At 67.8% G+C, this 15,235-nt stretch carries 17 protein-coding genes; 3 read left to right on the top strand and 14 right to left on the bottom strand.

Annotated features, from left to right (window positions below; all coding sequences use genetic code 11):
* Positions 1-20: 20 nt before the first annotated feature.
* Positions 21-995: a formyltetrahydrofolate deformylase gene (gene purU, locus ODI_RS07655; protein ID WP_231968214.1), complete on the top strand. Its 975-nt coding sequence runs from the start codon at positions 21-23 to the stop codon at positions 993-995.
* Between the two features lie 43 nt (positions 996-1,038).
* Entirely contained in the window at positions 1,039-1,815 is a 777-nt protein-coding gene (locus ODI_RS07650; protein ID WP_067759671.1) for a ferredoxin--NADP reductase, read from the top strand.
* Positions 1,816-1,842: 27 nt separating this feature from the next.
* Here ODI_RS07650 and ODI_RS07645 read toward each other — a convergent pair whose 3' ends face one another.
* From ODI_RS07645 to ODI_RS07580, 14 genes are all read right to left on the bottom strand, one after another.
* On the bottom strand, positions 1,843-2,298 hold the full coding sequence (locus tag ODI_RS07645) for an OsmC family protein (RefSeq protein ID WP_067759674.1): 456 nt from the start codon (positions 2,296-2,298) through the stop codon (positions 1,843-1,845).
* A 3-nt stretch (positions 2,299-2,301) separates the two neighbouring features.
* Positions 2,302-3,486, bottom strand: coding sequence for an acyl-CoA dehydrogenase family protein (locus tag ODI_RS07640; RefSeq protein WP_067759676.1), 1,185 nt, complete (start codon positions 3,484-3,486; stop codon positions 2,302-2,304).
* Positions 3,473-4,237: a 4'-phosphopantetheinyl transferase family protein gene (locus tag ODI_RS07635; RefSeq protein ID WP_067759679.1), complete on the bottom strand. Its 765-nt coding sequence runs from the start codon at positions 4,235-4,237 to the stop codon at positions 3,473-3,475. The genes ODI_RS07640 and ODI_RS07635 overlap by 14 nt, the downstream gene beginning before the upstream one ends.
* The gene (locus ODI_RS07630; protein ID WP_067759681.1) at positions 4,234-5,067 is read right to left on the bottom strand and encodes an aldolase; all 834 of its coding nucleotides are present in this window, start codon (positions 5,065-5,067) and stop codon (positions 4,234-4,236) included. The genes ODI_RS07635 and ODI_RS07630 overlap by 4 nt, the downstream gene beginning before the upstream one ends.
* 9 nt (positions 5,068-5,076) lie before the next feature.
* A complete protein-coding gene (locus ODI_RS07625; RefSeq protein WP_067759684.1) occupies positions 5,077-5,796 on the bottom strand; it encodes a TenA family transcriptional regulator in 720 nt (239 codons plus the stop codon).
* A gap of 33 nt (positions 5,797-5,829) precedes the next feature.
* Entirely contained in the window at positions 5,830-6,153 is a 324-nt protein-coding gene (gene fdxA / locus ODI_RS07620; protein WP_067759686.1) for a ferredoxin FdxA, read from the bottom strand.
* A gap of 15 nt (positions 6,154-6,168) precedes the next feature.
* Positions 6,169-7,260 carry a C45 family autoproteolytic acyltransferase/hydolase gene (locus tag ODI_RS07615; RefSeq protein ID WP_067759689.1) on the bottom strand — a complete coding sequence of 364 codons (1,092 nt, stop codon included), beginning with the start codon at positions 7,258-7,260 and terminating at the stop codon, positions 6,169-6,171.
* The gene (locus ODI_RS07610; protein ID WP_067759691.1) at positions 7,253-7,843 is read right to left on the bottom strand and encodes a GNAT family N-acetyltransferase; all 591 of its coding nucleotides are present in this window, start codon (positions 7,841-7,843) and stop codon (positions 7,253-7,255) included. Before ODI_RS07610 ends, ODI_RS07615 begins: the two co-directional genes overlap by 8 nt.
* An 8-nt stretch (positions 7,844-7,851) precedes the next feature.
* The gene (locus ODI_RS07605; RefSeq protein WP_067759694.1) at positions 7,852-8,109 is read right to left on the bottom strand and encodes a hypothetical protein; all 258 of its coding nucleotides are present in this window, start codon (positions 8,107-8,109) and stop codon (positions 7,852-7,854) included.
* On the bottom strand, positions 8,106-9,653 hold the full coding sequence (locus tag ODI_RS07600; RefSeq protein ID WP_067759697.1) for an AMP-binding protein: 1,548 nt from the start codon (positions 9,651-9,653) through the stop codon (positions 8,106-8,108). The genes ODI_RS07605 and ODI_RS07600 overlap by 4 nt, the downstream gene beginning before the upstream one ends.
* A gap of 22 nt (positions 9,654-9,675) precedes the next feature.
* Positions 9,676-11,565 (bottom strand): hypothetical protein, encoded by a 1,890-nt coding sequence (locus ODI_RS07595; RefSeq protein ID WP_067759699.1) that lies wholly within the window; start codon positions 11,563-11,565, stop codon positions 9,676-9,678.
* Between the two features lie 207 nt (positions 11,566-11,772).
* Complete coding sequence (locus ODI_RS07590; protein ID WP_098020870.1) at positions 11,773-12,765, bottom strand: tripartite tricarboxylate transporter substrate-binding protein; 993 nt, start codon at positions 12,763-12,765, stop codon at positions 11,773-11,775.
* An 8-nt stretch (positions 12,766-12,773) separates the two neighbouring features.
* A complete protein-coding gene (locus ODI_RS07585) occupies positions 12,774-13,214 on the bottom strand; it encodes an SEL1-like repeat protein (protein ID WP_067759703.1) in 441 nt (146 codons plus the stop codon).
* 103 nt (positions 13,215-13,317) lie between these two features.
* On the bottom strand, positions 13,318-14,217 hold the full coding sequence (locus tag ODI_RS07580; protein WP_067759709.1) for a LysR family transcriptional regulator: 900 nt from the start codon (positions 14,215-14,217) through the stop codon (positions 13,318-13,320).
* A gap of 239 nt (positions 14,218-14,456) precedes the next feature.
* Between ODI_RS07580 and ODI_RS07575 the strand changes: the two genes are divergently transcribed.
* Complete coding sequence (locus ODI_RS07575; protein ID WP_067759712.1) at positions 14,457-15,170, top strand: autoinducer binding domain-containing protein; 714 nt, start codon at positions 14,457-14,459, stop codon at positions 15,168-15,170.
* The last annotated feature ends 65 nt before the right edge of the window (positions 15,171-15,235 follow it).

The raw sequence follows: 15,235 nt of genomic DNA, 5'->3' as shown, positions 1-15,235 counted from the left end.
CCTGTCCAGGAAGAACCGGCATGAAACTCCCCCTGCCCAGCACCCTCATGCCAGCAGGCAATGCGCCCGAGGCCCTGCTCAGCGAACGCCAGCGCGCCGCCATCTGCCAGCCTGCCCGCAACCGCGAATTCGTCCTGCGGCTGTCGTGCCGCGACGGCAAGGGGCTGGTCTTCGCGGTCTCCAGCGCGCTCTACGACGCCGGCTGCAATATCCTGGACTCCCAGCAGTTCGGCGACGTGGCCGCGCAGGATGGCACGGGGCTCTTCTTCATGCGCATCCATTTCGACGCGCCCATCGAGATTGCCCACACCGCCGCGCTCGAACACACGCTCGCGCCCGTGGTGGCGCGCTACGGCATGCAGGCGCAATTCCATGACCGCGAAAGCGAATCCCGCGTGCTGATCCTGGTGAGCAAGGAAGGGCACTGCCTGAACGACCTGTTGTATCGCACGATGTCGGGCAGCATGCCGATGCGCATCGTCGGCGTGGCGTCGAACCACCTGGACTGCCGCAACATCGCGCAAAGCTACGGCCTGCCCTTCCATCACTTCCCGATAGCGGCCGGCGCCGACGAAGCCGCCCGCGACGCCCAGCAGGCGCGCATCCTGGCGCTGGCCGAAAGCGAGGCCGTGAACCTCGTCGTGCTGGCCCGCTACATGCAGATCCTGGGGCCGGCGCTGTGCGAGGCGCTCAAGGGCCGCGCCATCAACATCCACCACAGTTTCCTGCCCAGCTTCAAGGGCGCACGCCCCTACGCGCAGGCCCATCGGCGCGGCGTGAAGCTGATCGGCGCCACCGCGCACTATGTGACCGAGGACCTGGACGAAGGTCCGATCATCGAACAGGACGTCGAGCGCATCGACCACAGCCTGGCGCCATCGGAACTTGCCCTGATCGGGCGGGACGTCGAATGCAAGGTGCTGGCGCGCGCCGTGAAATGGCATTGCGAGCACCGGGTGCTGCTCAATGGCGCCAGGACGGTGGTGTTCCGCTGACCCCTTGCCCCCTTTTTCTTTCACGCGATCCGGACGCCACGCCATGTCAGCCTTTTCCGAAGAGACCGTCCTGCACGTGCATCACTGGAACGACAGCCTGTTCAGCATCCGGACCACGCGGCCGGCAAGCCTGCGCTTCGTGAGCGGGCAATTCGTCATGATCGGCCTGCAGGTGGACGGACGGCCGCTGCTGCGCGCCTACAGCATCGCCAGCGCAACCTACGACGAGCACCTGGAATTCTTCAGCATCAAGGTCCAGGACGGTCCGCTCACCTCGCGGCTGCAGCACCTGAAGGAAGGCGACACGCTGCTGGTGGGCAGGAAGACCGTCGGCACGCTGCTCGTGGACGACCTGAAGGCAGGCAAGCACCTGTACCTCTTCGGCAGCGGCACGGGCCTGGCGCCCTTCCTCAGCGTGGTGCAGGACCCGCTCGTCTATGAACGCTTCGATCGGGTGGTGATCGCCCACAGCGTGCGGCGTACCAGCGAACTCGCCTACGCCGACTTCCTCGCCAGCTCGCTGCGCGAGCACGAACTGGTGGGGGAAGCCGCGCGCGACAAGCTGATCTACTACCCCACGGTCACGCGCGAACCCTTCCGCAACCAGGGCAGGCTGACCGAGCTGATCCACACCGGCAAGCTCTTCGACGACCTCGGCCTCCCGCCCCTGCATCCTGACCAGGATCGCGCGATGATCTGCGGCAGCCCGTCGCTGCTGGACGACCTGAGCCGGCAGCTCGATGGCCACGGCCTGCAGGTGTCGGCCCACCAGGGCGCGCCGGGCGACTACGTGATCGAACGGGCCTTCGTCGAGAAATGAGACACGGGCCTCAAGCGGCGTCCGCGTTCAGGCGCGCCAGGTGAGCCTGGCCCGCAGCGAGTTCGCGATGTAGCAACGGTGATGCGCCTGCGCGTGCAGCGCATCGCATTCCTCGGCGCTGGGCTGCGGGTCCGCGAACACGATCTCGGGCCGCAAGGCGATCGCCACCATGCCTTCCCCTCCGTCGGGGAACCTGCCCAGCTCGCCTTGCGCGCGATCGCGGTAACGCAACACCGTCCAGCCTTGCGTGGCCGCGATGGCCAGGAACCACAACATATGGCAGCTGGATGCCGCCGCGACGAGCGCTTCCTCGGGATCCACCGCGGCGGGATCGGATTCGGGCACCGGGACGGCATGCGGCGAGGCCGAGGCCGGCACGGCCAGCCCGCCATCGAAGCGCCAGGTGTGCGCGCGCGAATACGGTGCGCCCGGGATCGTGCCCTCGGCCGAAGACCACTCCACCTCCGCCGTGAAGGTCGCCATGGCTCACGCCCAGCCGCCGGCGGCGAGCGGGCGCGAGACGGCGCCCGCGATGATCATCTTCTGGATCTCGGACGTGCCCTCGTAGATGCGCAGGGCGCGCACCTGCCGGTAGACCTGCTCGGGCACGGAACCGGCGATCAGGCCCGCCGCGCCGAAGAGCTGCACGACATCGTCCGCCGCGGCGCCCGCGCCGTCGGTGGCATACAGCTTCGCCATCGCCGCATGGGCCGCCACGTCCTTCACGCCGGTATCGAACTCCCAGGCCGAACGCGCCACCAGCAGCGAGGCCGCATCCAGATAGGTGGCCAGGCCGGCCAGCTTGTCCATCGTGAACTGCGTCTTGATGAGCTTGGCGCCCGCCACGTCGCGCTTCTGCGCCCAGGGCACGGCGGCGTGCGCGGCACGCCGGCAGAAGCCGACGGCGGCCGCCCCCACGGTGACCCGGTAGAAATTCAGGATCTCCATCGCATACTTGAATCCCATCCCCCCTTCGCCGATGCGCGCCGTGGCGGGCAGGGAGACCTGCTGGAACGACAGGCTGGCGAAATCCCGCGGCGCCAGCAGGTCGATGGCCTCGGGCTTGAGTCCGGCCGCGTCGGCGGGCACGAGCAGGAAGCTCAGGCCAAGCCCGCCCGGTCCTTCGCCAGTGCGCAGCAGCGCACAGTGGAAATCGGCGATCGTGCCGTTGGACACCCAGGTCTTCAGGCCATCGACCGCATAGCCGCCGTCGCGCGCGTGCGCCAGCACGGCCAGCGCGGCCAGATTGGAACCGGTCTCGGGTTCCGACAACGCCAGCGAACCGATACGGCTGCCGTCGCGCAGCGCGGGCAACAGGCGCTCGCGTTGATCCGGGGAGCCGAACCAGGCGATGGGCGCCGCGGCCAGGCCCTGGATCGCGAACGAGAAATCCAGCAGGTCATCCAGGTAGGCCAGCGCCTCACGGATCAGGCAGACCGAGCGCAGGTCCGGCCGCGGACTGCCCTCCGGCGCATCCACGGCGTATGCCAGCCAGCCGGATTCGCCCAACAGGCGCGCATAGCGGCGACCCCGCTCCTGCACGCTCGCGCTCGCCAGCTCGCGCACCGCCGACGCATGGCGCGCCACCCAATCCTCCAGCGCCAGGGCCAGCTCGCGGTGCGCGTCATCATAGAAAGGCAAGGCCAGCAGGGAACGGTCAAAGAGTGTCATGGGCAAGGCATTCCATCGGAAGGCGCGGGCCGGGATTGGCCGGCGCGGGAAAGGACCGGGCGGCGGCCACGGCAATGCTGGGCTCGGACACCTGCCACGCCAATGCGCCCACCAGGCCGGCCGCCAGGCCGTGCAGATCCTGCACCCGCCATGTGCAGGGCACGCCGTCCAGGTCTGCTGCGACGAGCGTGCGCGGCGCGCCTGCCCAGCCCACGTCCAGCGAGGACATCGCGCGGCGCAGGCCGCAGCCGATCGCCTTGAGCAAGGCCTCCTTGCGCGTCCACACCCGCGCCAGCGCCCTTGCGCCGCAGGTGGCGTCCAGCGTGCGCCAGGCCAAGCGTTCAGCCGGGCTCAGCACGAGACGGGCAAAGCCGGGGTCCGCGGTGGCGAAGGCATCCAGGCACTCGATATCGATCCCCACGGGGCCGGACGACGCCGGGCCCAGAGCCGCCGCCCAGGCGGGGCCGGCGTGGCTGAAGCTGAAATGGCCGGCGCAAGGCAACAGGACCGGCTTGCCCGACTGCCCCGCCTGGCCAAAGCACAGCGCCGCGGGCGCGACACCCAGCTGCTCGCCCAGCCAGCGCCGCAAGCCCACGTGGCTGGTCCGGTACTGCTCAGCCTGCTCGGCACGCACGAAGCGCGATGCGCGCGCCTGCTCCGGTCCCGACAGCATGCGCGACCACACCGGGTGGCGCGCATCCTCGGGCTGGCCCGTGGCACACACCCACTGCACCAAGGCAGGGGGCGTCATGGCAGGGCCGCTGCCGGCGAGGCCTCGCCGGCCTGCAGGTCGTGCAGCGTCTGCGACCCGGGTGGCAGCGCGCCCAGCACGCGCCGGGCGAAGTAGGCGAAGGTCGCGGCCGAACGGGTGGGCTGGAGGATCCAGTCGTGCGCCTCGCGGGCCAGGGCCGGATCGATGCGGGCAATGTCGCCCACGGCCTCGGCCATCAGCTGCAGGCGGGCGGCACGCTCGCATTGCACGGCAACGACGCAGGCCTCCTCGACGGACTGCGCCGCCACCACCAGGCCGTGATGGGCCAGGATGGCCGCGCGCCTGCCGCCCAGCGCCGCGCTGATCAGCACGCCCTCGTCATTGCCGACCGGCACGCCTGGCCAGTCCGCCAGGAACCCGACGTCCTCGTACAGCATGCAGGCGTCCATCTGCGCCACGACGAGCGGGCGCTTGAGCATGGCCAGCGCACAGAGGTGCGGCGGATGCGTGTGCACGATGCAACGCGCATCCGGCCGCTGGCGGTAGATCCAGCTGTGGAAACGGTTGGCCGGATTCGCCATTCCCTCTCCCTCGATCACCGCCAGGTCTTCATCCACCAGCAGGACGTTGGCCGGGGATATCTCGTCGAACCCCAGGCCCAGGCGCTGGGTGTAGTACGTGCCGGGCCGCTCGGCGCGGGCGGTGATCTGCCCCGCCAGGCCCGAGTCATGGCCCTGGGCGAAAAGGATGCGGCACGTCAGCGCCACCTTCTGGCGCACGCTCCAGGCCGGCGCCTGCAGGTGCTGCCGCATCGAGGCCTTCGCACGATCGACCAGGACAGACTTGTCGAGCGTCAGGGTCGAGGACATGGCCGCCCCCTATTGCGACAGCACGGCGTCCTGGCGCGCCGGCGCGGCGCCCAGGATCCGCGCATGCGTTTCGATGGAATCGAAGAAGGCCAGCCGCGCGTCGACCAGGGCTTCGCCCGCGCTCAGCATCAACGCCAGCTGGTCGGGCTGCGAACGCGCGACCTCCACCATGATGTCGCGCAGCGTCTCGGCGTGGCCGTCATCGCACTCGACGTGGATGCTGAAGAACACCACCGCCTCGGGCGGCACGCCTGCCCCGGCGAACCCCGCGAGCAGGTCGGTGTAGACGATGGGCACCAGCGCCTCGGCGCCCAGGCAGAGCGCGCCCAGGCCACGCGCCGCGTTCACGTCGCGGCAGTGATCGAACATGGTGTCGATGAGGCGGCGGGTGCCCAGCAGCGGACGCTCGCCCTCCAGTGTCAGCCCGAAGTCCTTGAGCATGTCGCGGTAGATCACGCTGTGCGGGGTGGCGCTGTCTTCGGTCAGCCCCAGCTCTTCGCACAGGTTCTCGGCCAGGGCTTGCACTTGGGCGCCGCTGGGAAGGTTGGCCATCAACGCGCACAGATAGCGCGTGAAGTAGCTGCTGTAGATGCCCTGCTGGACCAGGAACACCTTGAACTCCTCGACGCTGACCTCGCCGCGCCGGCTGCGCGTCAGGAACCCGGACTGCTGGATCCGCTGGGCCAGTTTCAGCTTGTACTCTTCCAGTACCGATGCGTACTCTTCCATGTCGCACTCCTTTGCGCGCAGTGTCTGCTCGGATCAGCGGATCAATTCCGCGAACTTGCCTGGCGTGCCCGCCCAACGCTCGGCGTCGGGCAAGGCGTCCTTCTTTTCCATGATCAGCGGCCAGACCTGGGACAGCTCCTCGTTCAAGGTCAGGTATTGCATCTGGTCCGCCTCCAGGCGGTCATGCGGGCGGATCGCATCAACGGGGCATTCCGGCTCGCACACCCCGCAATCGATGCAGACGGCGGGGTCGATCACCAGAAAGTTCGGTCCCTCGTGGAAGCAGTCCACCGGACAGACGGACACGCAATCCGTATGCTTGCAACGGATGCAGTTCTCGGTAACGACGTAAGGCATCGTGCTCTCCTGGATTTAGACGGCCTGCAAGGCGCGGGCCGCGACGGGGCTGCTGGTTGCGGCCACGGGCGCGCGCTGCCTGACGGCAAGCACGCCCAGCCGCGGCTGCATGACGGCGGTTCCCACGGTGCACTCGCGGCGCAGATCGCCGGTGTCGGCCACATGCACGGGCGCCGCGTCCATGAAGGCGAAATAGCGCTCCAGCGCGGCCTCGGCAGGGACGGCACGCAAGGCGTCCTCGCAGGCCTGCTGGCGGCGCAACGAGGACGTCCGCGCGAAGGGATTCAAGGCATCGCGCGGCACGAAGTCCGGATGCAGGAAATGGTTGGCGTGGCAGCTGGCGTCCGCCTCGGTGATGCGGATGTCGTCCAGGACGTACTCCACCGTGACCAGCCGCCGGCCATCCGTCAGCATCAGCGCGCGGGAACTCGCCAGCGGCACGGCGCGCAGCACCGCCAGGCAATCGTCCACGCTGTCTGCCTCGTCCAGCAGGTGGCGGATCAGCATGTAGGCCGGGATGCCCGGGCGCCATGTGCCCGCGAGCACCAGGTTCAGGCCCACGGCCAGGCCGCGGTCATTCAGGCCCAGATACCCCAGCAAGCCCGTGAAGCTCGCCATGGCCAGGCGCCGCCCGGTCGCGCCGTGGGTGATCTCCAGCACGCTGAGTTCGGGCGCCATGCCGCCATTCAGGTCGATGGTCTGTCCCAGCACCGTGCAGGCCCCGGCCAGGCGGCCGAAGGTGGTGCAATCCCCTGCCGTGGGAACCGCCTGGTAGCCGGCGATCTCGCGGCGCAGCTGCAGCAGGTAGCCCTCTTCCAACGTAATGCCGGCGCCATGGGCCAGCCCCCGGACCTCCTGCGCCATCCCGGGCAGCGCCCACTCGATGCACTCGGCGTGCGCGGCAATCCGGCCGGACAGGTCGGCCAATTGCGCTGCGGGCGCCACTGCATCCAGGCGTGTGCGGCGGTCGGCCAGGAAGCGCTGGATGGCTTCGCGGTGGGCCAGGCCATGGCGCAGGCCCAGTTCGAAATGCGAGCCCGACAGGCGCAGGTGACGCGAGGGCGGCAGGTTGCTCACCACCGAAAGGGGAATCGCACGCTTAGCCATGAAAGCGCTCCGCGCGCACCGACGGCCATTCGGCCTTGAGGATGCTGTAGTAGATGGCATCGCGCCGCCGCCCGCCCGGCATCACGTTGAAGCTGCGCAGCACGCCTTCCTCCTTCGCGCCGATGCCAAGCAGGCCCTTGCGGGCGCGCGTATTGAGCACGTCCGTCTTGAACTCGACCCGCTCGCACCCCAAGGCGTCGAAGGCATGACCCAGCAGCAGCGACTTGACCGCGCGATTGGTGCCGTTGCCCCGATACGGCTCGCCCAGCCAGGACCAGCCGATTTCCAGCCTGCGGTCGGCGGGCGCGATATTGCCGTAGGACGCGCTGCCCGCGATGGCGCCGCTGCGCTTGTCGAGGATGGTGAAAACGATCCGCGTGCCGTTGAGCGTGTCGCGGATGCCCTGTTCCACGAAGGTATCCAGGCTGGCCGCATCCGTCACGGTGGAGACGAAATAGGTCCAGATGTCCGGATCGAAGGCAATGCGGGCATAGCCCGGCTTGTCGTCGATGGCGATGCGCCGCAGGCGCACCACGTCGTTCTCCAGGACGAGATCCTTCAGCACGTGAAAGGCCTGTTCCATGGCGCGCCTCAGGCCGGTGCCTTCTGGCCGAGCACGGCGACGATGTCGGCAGGCGTCTTCAGCGCGCCGATATCGTCCTCGGCCAGCGCCGTGAGCGGCACGCCGGCATCCTGGCAGATGCCGCTCATCAGCATGATGATGTCCAGCGATGTCAGGCCATAGCCATAGGCCAGGTCCGCCTCCATGTCGAGGTCGGCCGCGGTGTCCTGGTTGCGCCGCAGCACTTTCTCCAGGTTGGCCTTCACGATTGTTTCGAGTCTGCTCACGACGCCGCTCCATAGAGGTTTTCGATCTGCCCGCGAAAGGTCCGGAAGATCTCCTTGCGCCGGGGTTTGAACTGCGAGGTCAGCAGCCCGCTGTCGACCGTGATGGGCTCGGACAGGATCAGGCTCTTGACCACCCGCTCGTCGGCCGAGGCCGCTTCGTTCACGCCCTGGATATGCCGCTGGATGGCCGCGACATCCGGCGCGCCCGCCGCCGGCGACACGACCGCCACCAGATAGGCGCGGCCCGCGCCGAACAGCACGCACTCGGCCACTTCCGGATGCGACTTGATGCGCTCCTCGACATGGCGGGTATGGATGTTGCGGCCATTGGCCAGCACGATGACGTCGTCGGCCCGCCCCAGGATGTACAGGAACCCGTCCTCGTCGATGCGGGCGAGATCGCCGGTGCGCACCTCGCCGCCGGGCAGGAAGGTCTTCTCGTTGTCCCCCTCCCCGCAATAGGCATAGCGGGTGTTGACCGGGTAGTCGCTGCCGACGATCAGCACGCCCTGCTCGTCCAGGCGCAGGCGCTTGTTCGGCATGACGCGCCCGACGCTGCCGGCACGCGCGCTGCCCGGTCCGTTCTTCGTGACGATGCAGGTCTCGTTCATGCCATAGCCTTCGTAGACGGGGAAATCCGCCTCGTTGAAGAAGGCCAGCGTGTCCGGATTGGCGGGCGCCGAGCCCGTCCACATGTAGCGCACGCGGGAGCCCAGCAGGCTGCGCAGGCACTCACGGCGCTCGGCCAGCGCCGTGCCACCGCCCAGTTGGCGCTCGGCCTGGCGCTTCAGGCTTTCATAGAATCCCGGCACCCCCATCACCACGGTGGGCTGCACCAGGCGCGCCGCTTCCAGCGCGAACTCGAAAGGCGCCACCGTGACATCGTGCCCGAACACCAGCGCGGAATAGATCCAGTAGCGTTGCTGCAGCAGCGACAGCGGCATGAAGACGAGCAGGCTGTCGGCCGCGGCATGCGAGAACAGGGACTGGGCCGCGTACAGCGAGCTGTCGATGCTGCCCACGGTGGCGGCCAGCCCCTTGGGCTCGCCCGTGCTGCCCGACGTGAACTTCAGCGTGGTGACGTCGCGCGGCCCGTAGGTCATGACAGGCATGCCCGCGTCGGGCGCGCCGTGGAGGGCGGACTCATCCTCCAGCAGCGCGGCCAGGGCTGCCCGCACGTTCACCCCTTCGGCCGCCTGGGCCGCGTCGTTGTCGGCCGGCGCATCGGAGTAATAGGCCTTCAGGCCATAACGCGCCAGCAAGGGCCGCACGGACGGGAACTTGCCCCATTCGAAGCCGGCCGTCACCACGCCGAGCTTGATCGCGGCCAGGTCCAGCAGCACCCACTCGATGCCGTTGCGGGCGAGGATGCCGAGGCGGTCACCCGGACGCAGGCCGAGGTCGTGCAACAGCCGCGCCGCGCGCTGGGCCAACACATCCAGCTGGCTCAGGCTGAGCCCCACCAGGGCGCCCTGGCGGAAATAGCGGATGTGGTGGCCGGCGCTGCGCGCCGCGGTCAGCGCCACTGCGTTGACGATGCTCATCGGCGGTCTCCGTCGCCTGCCTTCAACCGTGCACGACCAGGCGGTCGCTGCCGTCGCCACGCAAGGCGGTCAGCGCCACCGGCCGAGTCAGGCCGCCCTGCGCCGCGCCGTCACCGATCAGGTCCTGGTAGGTGCCGGCCTGGAATCCCCGGGTCACGAGGCGCACCGCGCGCGGACTCATCAGGTATTGCGTCAGGGCCGCATAGACCGACTCCATCCAAAGCGTGCGCCGACGCACGCGCAGGATGTCCGACACGTCGAACTCCTCGCCTTCCATCCTGACCACCCGCACGTCATAGAAGCCGCGGAAGTAGCGACCGGCGATGGGCAGCGGCGGGCGCGACATGTCGGGGCCCGGGCTGCGGATCGAGAATTTCACGCGCGCACGGTTGTGCGCGGCGCGGTGCATGTCGGCGTGCACGGCGATGTCCGGCACCAGCGGCGGGTAGTACCAGTGGCGGGACTTCAGGATCATCGGGCGTTCGAGGTTGCCCGGGATGAAGTGCCAGCGGTTGAACTGCATGCGCTTCTGGACAGATGACGCGATGACGCCCGCTTCGGCGGTTCCCACGCCCTCGATGAGATCGCGGGACACGAAACAGGTGAAGAAATCGGGTGGCGTCAGCGCGTGCAGGTTGGCAAGCAGTGTCGCTTCGTCGTAACTGATCAGCTTGCTGATGTCGCGCAGCGAACTGGACATGCCGTAATCGGCCCGGGTGGCCAGCACGGCCGATCCCACGAGGCGCTCGATCAGGTACTCCGTCCAGCTCGTCACCGCGTCGCTGCCACGTTCGCACGCCACGCCCGACGCATCCAGCGCCACGGCGGCCTGGGCCAGTTGCGCCATGCCGGCGTGCTCGGCGGGGATGAAACCGGCAGGGCCGCCCACGAGCGCACGGTAGTCCTGCTCGAACTCCTGCCACCAGACGTCGTCGGCCTCATCCGATTCGTTGCGGTCCAGGATGGACTCGACCTTCTGGAAATTCAGGCCATAGATCCAGCGGTAGCGCAGCCAGGACTTGCCGATGCCGCGCAAGGTCTGCTCGCGGATGGCGGCCGCACGCGCGAATAGCCCGAGCTCGGGGGACACTTCGATTTCGTTGCCGGCGGCCGAATAGGACGCCGCCAGTTCGGCCAGGCGGTCCAGCAGGCGCCGGGCCGAGAGCAAGGTGCCGTTGAACTCCTCGAAACGCACGGAACGGCCCGAGATGAAGAGCGCGTGCAACGCGCCCACCGACAGCACCTCGTCCGCTTCCCAGGCCTCGAAGGGCTTGTCGCGCAGCAGGCTCAGGAAGCCCCGGCTGCGCTTGTCGTCGATCAGGTTCGCGTAGCGGTCCATCAGCGCATAGAAGCGGTCACCCAGATAGAAGCAGACGGACTCGACGTGTTCGACGTGGTCGATGACCTCCTCCAGCACACGCGGCAGGTCTCCGTTCGCATGCAGCTCGGCCACGGCGGCGTGGACCTCGGCCAGGGCGGCCTCCTCGCTCGCCTGCAGCCTTGCCTGCTCGGCGCCGATCTCGGCGCGCAGGGCGGCGGTCAGGGGCACATAGCCCAGGTCGTCTGCGCGGTCATTCTCGTCATAGGACACGCGGGGCGCATCCGCCGCGCGCGCATGCAGGCGTCCCAGCGTATTCACATACAGCACCAGCGCATCGCCCTCGGGGCGCTGCGGCTGCACCTGCAAGGACGGATGGCGCTCGAACACGGTCAGCGCCGCGCGGTCCGGCAGCGCCAGGACCTGCCAGGCATGGGCCAGGGGATAGATGCCGCCGTGCGTGAGCGCACGAATCGAGACGTCATGGGCGCTGCCCTGGCAGGCCTCTTCGGACATGACATAGCGGCTCATGTCGAAGCCATACAGGCTGCCGGACTGCTGCTGCTGCGTTGATGCGTGTGCTCGTGGGTCCATGCGCGTCTCCGGTCGGTCGATTTCCCTCACGCATGCATTTCATAGTCAGCGGGGGGTTGCGACAACTACCAAGATTCGTAGGACAGGGCAGGACGCCGGGCGGGCATGCCCTCACACTGCGCGCTTTTTGTCTTGGGGCGGCCCGGCGACAAAAAAAAAGGCCCGCCGAAGCGGGCCAACATGCAGCAGACAACGATCTCGTGGATGTCAGTTCGGCTTGATGCCGGATGCCGAGATGACCTCGGCCCATCTCGCGGTTTCCTCGCCCAGCTTCTTCTGCAGGCTTTCGGGTGTCGCGTCGGCCTGGGCCACGACCTGCGCGCCCAGGTCCGTCATCTTCTGCTTGAAGGACGGATCGGCCAGCGCGTCCTGCAGGCCCTTGACCAGTTTTTCCTTGACCTGCGGCGGCAAGCCCTTGGGGGCGTACATGCCGTGCCAGGTCCGCATGTCGAAGCCCTTGAGCCCCTGCTCGTCCGCCGTCATCAGGTCGGGAAACGGCGTGGCGCGCTGGATGGTGGTGATGGCGAAGGGCTTGACCATGCCGCCCTGCATCTGGCCGGCCGTGCTGGTCGTCTGGTCGCAGACCAGATCGATCTGCCCGCCGATCAGGTCCGAGAGCGCGGGCGCGCTGCCCTTGTAGGGCACGGACACCATCTTGGACTTGACCTGGTTCTCGAACAGCAGCGTGCAAAGGTGCGCCGCCGAACCCGGCCCTGCGTGGCCGATGGAGACCTTGCCCGGATGCTTGCGGATGGTGTCCAGCATTTCGCTGAAGTTCTTTTCCTTCAGGCCCTTGGACCCGAGGATGACCATGGGCACGTCGACGACCTGGCCGATGTAGTCGAAATCCTTCAGCACGTCGAAGCCCAGGTTCTTGTAGAGGCTGGGCGCCGTCGACATGCCCATGGTGTGAACCAGCACCATGTAGCCATCGGGCGGCGCCATGGCGACCTTGCGCGTGCCGATGGTGCCGCCCGCGCCCGTGACGTTCTCCACCACCACGGTCTGGCCCAGCGACTTGCTCATGGAAACGGCCAGGTCGCGCACGACCTTGTCGGTGGGGCCGCCCGCCGAGAACGGCACCACGATGGAAACCGCCCGGCTGGGAAACTCCGCCGCGGCGGCGGGGGACAGTGCGGCCGCGGCCAGCGTGGCGGACAAGGCGCTGGCAAGCGCACCACGCAACAGATTCACGTTCATTATTGTTTTCATCCTTGTGTTTGACAGACGTCTTCTCCGGAAGGGGCGTTCCGCAGCCTGTGCAGGAAGGCCCATTGGGTTTTGCCCAGTTCGCTGCCCTGGGCGGCGGCGCGGCGCATCCACTTGCCCGCTTCGCAGCGGTCGGTGGGCACGGCCTCGCCGTAGACGGTGGGGCCGGCCAGCAACGCCATGCCCAGCATTTCCTGGGCAGGGACGTGATCCGCCTCGCCTGCCTCGCGCAGCAACGCGACCATGCGGGTGTATTCCCCGACGCTTTGCGCCTCGAGCGCCATCTGGTATTTCTGGCTGGGCGATGCCCACTCCGCGGCAAACGCGGCGGGCGACAGCGCGGCTGCGCAGCCCAGTGCAAGGAAGGCCAGCGATCGGTCCAGGCGATGCGAGGACGACGCGGGGGCGTCGAAGCGCCCGGCCTGTGCGGTCTCTTTCATGGCTGTCTCCGTGGTGCTTGCTTGTTTGGCAGCATCTTCACGGAAACGAAAGCCGACAGAAAGCTGGAATTTCCTGATCCAGCCTATTGTCCAGCCTGAGCGTTCAAGCCTGGGAAGGCGCGTGCCCCGACAGGTGCGCGATGAAATCGCGCACGAAACCGGGAAGCGCCGCCACGTCGCGCGTGCAGATGACCAGGCCGCGCAGCGCCCAACTGTCGGAGAGGTCGACGACGCGGATGTCGAAGCCGTCCACCAGGCGCAGTGCCGCGTTGCGCGGCACGATGCCGATGCCGATGCCGCTTTCGATCATGCGGCAGACCGCTTCGAAGCTGCGCAGCTGCACGCGATAGCTGATGCGCTTGCCCAGCTTGCGGGCCTGCTCGGCGATGTGTTCCTGCAAGGCGCTGCCATCGACCAGGCCGATGAACGGCGAATCCACCACCTCGGCAAAAGGCACTGCCTCGCGCTCGGCCAGCGGGTCGCCCGGCGGCACGACCAGCACCAGCCTGTCCTCGCGAAACGGCACGCACTCCAACCCTTCCAGGTTGATGGAGTTGGCGAGGATGCCGATATCCGCGGTCCTGGCGCGGATCGCGTGGGCGATCTCGTGGCTCAGTCTTTCCTCGACGTTGATGGAGATCTTGGGATGCGCAGCGAGATACTCCGCCATGACGCTGGGCAGGTGCTCGCTGAGCGCCGAGGTATTGCACAGCAGGCGGATGTGTCCGCGCAGTCCGTCGCCGTACTGGCGCAGGTCGCCGCGCATGTGCTCGACTTGCGCCAGCACGACGCGCGCATGATGTTCCAGTGAACGCCCCGCTTCGGTCAGGCGGGTGCCGAGCTTCGTGCGGCGCAGCAGCGGCACCCCCAGCTCCTGCTCCATGCCCCGGATGCGCTCGCTGGCCGATTGCAGCGTCAGGTGCGCGCGCTCGGCGCCGCCCGTGATGCTGCCGGCCTCGACCACGTGCAGGAAAAGACGAAGATCCACCAGGTCAAATCGCACGACTTACGCTCCGCTTATCCGAGACGGTGCAAAGGTAGCACCGTTTGAGACGAGATCGCACACGCTCAGAGAAAACCTGAGTTGATCTCAAGCATTCCCTGATGAACGGTTTCTTGAAAATGGGAGAATGTTCGAGATTATCCGAGATGTGGCAGCAGTTATTGGTTTAAGTATCTAGATAATTTGCCAACTCGCCGTCCTGCCCCCGGCCTGGACGGCCGCTCAACGCGGAGAAGGACATGGAGCAGTGGTCACGAGAGAACCTGGATCGTCTGGCGCAAGCGACAAGCGCGGATGAGGTGTTCGAAGCAGCCCTGCACGCCAGCCGCGCGTTGGGGTTCGAGTACTGTGCCTACGGGGCAAGGCTGCCTGTGCCCTTGTCCCGGCAGCGCACCTTCGCACGCAACAACTATCCCGAAGGCTGGCAGCACCGCTACGAAGAAGCGGGCTACCTGGCGCAGGACCCCACGGTCCTGCATGGCCTGGCGCATGGAACGCCGGTCACCTGGAATGATGCGGTCTTCGAGAAGGCGCCGTTGTTGTGGGAAGAGGCACAATCCTTCGGCCTGAAAGTCGGCTGGGCGCAATCCCTCTTCGGCCAGCAGGGCACGCGCGGCATGTTGACGCTGGCCCGCTCCGGCGAGCAGATCCAGCCCGCCGAACTGGACGCCAAGGAAGCGAGCATGAGCTGCCTGGCGAACGCCACGCACCAGGCCTTCTCGCGCGTGCTGGCGGCCGACCTGGCCGGCCTGCCCGAGCAGCCGCTCACGCCACGGCAAGTGGACATCCTGAAGTGGTCGGCAGACGGCAAGACGTCGTCCGAGATCGCGGAGATCCTGGGCATCTCCATCAACACGGTCAACTTCCACGTGAAGAACGCCCTGGTGCAGTTGAACGCGCCCAACAAGATGGCGGCTGTGGTGCGCGCGGCCATGCTGGGCCTGCTGAACTGAGCGTCGGCCCGTGCGGCGCGCCGCCGCCCGGGCTATGAGTTCTGGTAGTTGTGGATACAGGCACG

Source organism: Orrella dioscoreae (genome assembly GCF_900089455.2).
In the GTDB taxonomy this organism is placed as follows: Bacteria; Pseudomonadota; Gammaproteobacteria; order Burkholderiales; family Burkholderiaceae_B; genus Orrella; species Orrella dioscoreae.
The sequence above is the reverse complement of the archived record's forward strand: the minus strand, read 5'-3'. Positions and strand labels throughout refer to the sequence as shown.

Bases quoted from the DNA above. Each gene is read 5' to 3' on its own strand.
- ODI_RS07630 (WP_067759681.1), bottom strand. From the start codon at position 5,067: ATGTCCTCGACCCTGACGCTCGACAAGTCTGTCCTGGTCGATCGTGCG.
- purU (WP_231968214.1), top strand. From the start codon at position 21: ATGAAACTCCCCCTGCCCAGCACCCTCATGCCAGCAGGCAATGCGCCC.
- ODI_RS07600 (WP_067759697.1), bottom strand. From the start codon at position 9,653: ATGAGCATCGTCAACGCAGTGGCGCTGACCGCGGCGCGCAGCGCCGGC.
- ODI_RS07590 (WP_098020870.1), bottom strand. From the start codon at position 12,765: ATGAACGTGAATCTGTTGCGTGGTGCGCTTGCCAGCGCCTTGTCCGCC.
- ODI_RS07615 (WP_067759689.1), bottom strand. From the start codon at position 7,260: ATGGCTAAGCGTGCGATTCCCCTTTCGGTGGTGAGCAACCTGCCGCCC.
- ODI_RS07625 (WP_067759684.1), bottom strand. From the start codon at position 5,796: ATGGAAGAGTACGCATCGGTACTGGAAGAGTACAAGCTGAAACTGGCC.
- ODI_RS07610 (WP_067759691.1), bottom strand. From the start codon at position 7,843: ATGGAACAGGCCTTTCACGTGCTGAAGGATCTCGTCCTGGAGAACGAC.
- ODI_RS07595 (WP_067759699.1), bottom strand. From the start codon at position 11,565: ATGGACCCACGAGCACACGCATCAACGCAGCAGCAGCAGTCCGGCAGC.
- ODI_RS07645 (WP_067759674.1), bottom strand. From the start codon at position 2,298: ATGGCGACCTTCACGGCGGAGGTGGAGTGGTCTTCGGCCGAGGGCACG.
- ODI_RS07650 (WP_067759671.1), top strand. From the start codon at position 1,039: ATGTCAGCCTTTTCCGAAGAGACCGTCCTGCACGTGCATCACTGGAAC.
- ODI_RS07575 (WP_067759712.1), top strand. From the start codon at position 14,457: ATGGAGCAGTGGTCACGAGAGAACCTGGATCGTCTGGCGCAAGCGACA.
- ODI_RS07585 (WP_067759703.1), bottom strand. From the start codon at position 13,214: ATGAAAGAGACCGCACAGGCCGGGCGCTTCGACGCCCCCGCGTCGTCC.
- ODI_RS07640 (WP_067759676.1), bottom strand. From the start codon at position 3,486: ATGACACTCTTTGACCGTTCCCTGCTGGCCTTGCCTTTCTATGATGAC.
- ODI_RS07635 (WP_067759679.1), bottom strand. From the start codon at position 4,237: ATGACGCCCCCTGCCTTGGTGCAGTGGGTGTGTGCCACGGGCCAGCCC.
- fdxA (WP_067759686.1), bottom strand. From the start codon at position 6,153: ATGCCTTACGTCGTTACCGAGAACTGCATCCGTTGCAAGCATACGGAT.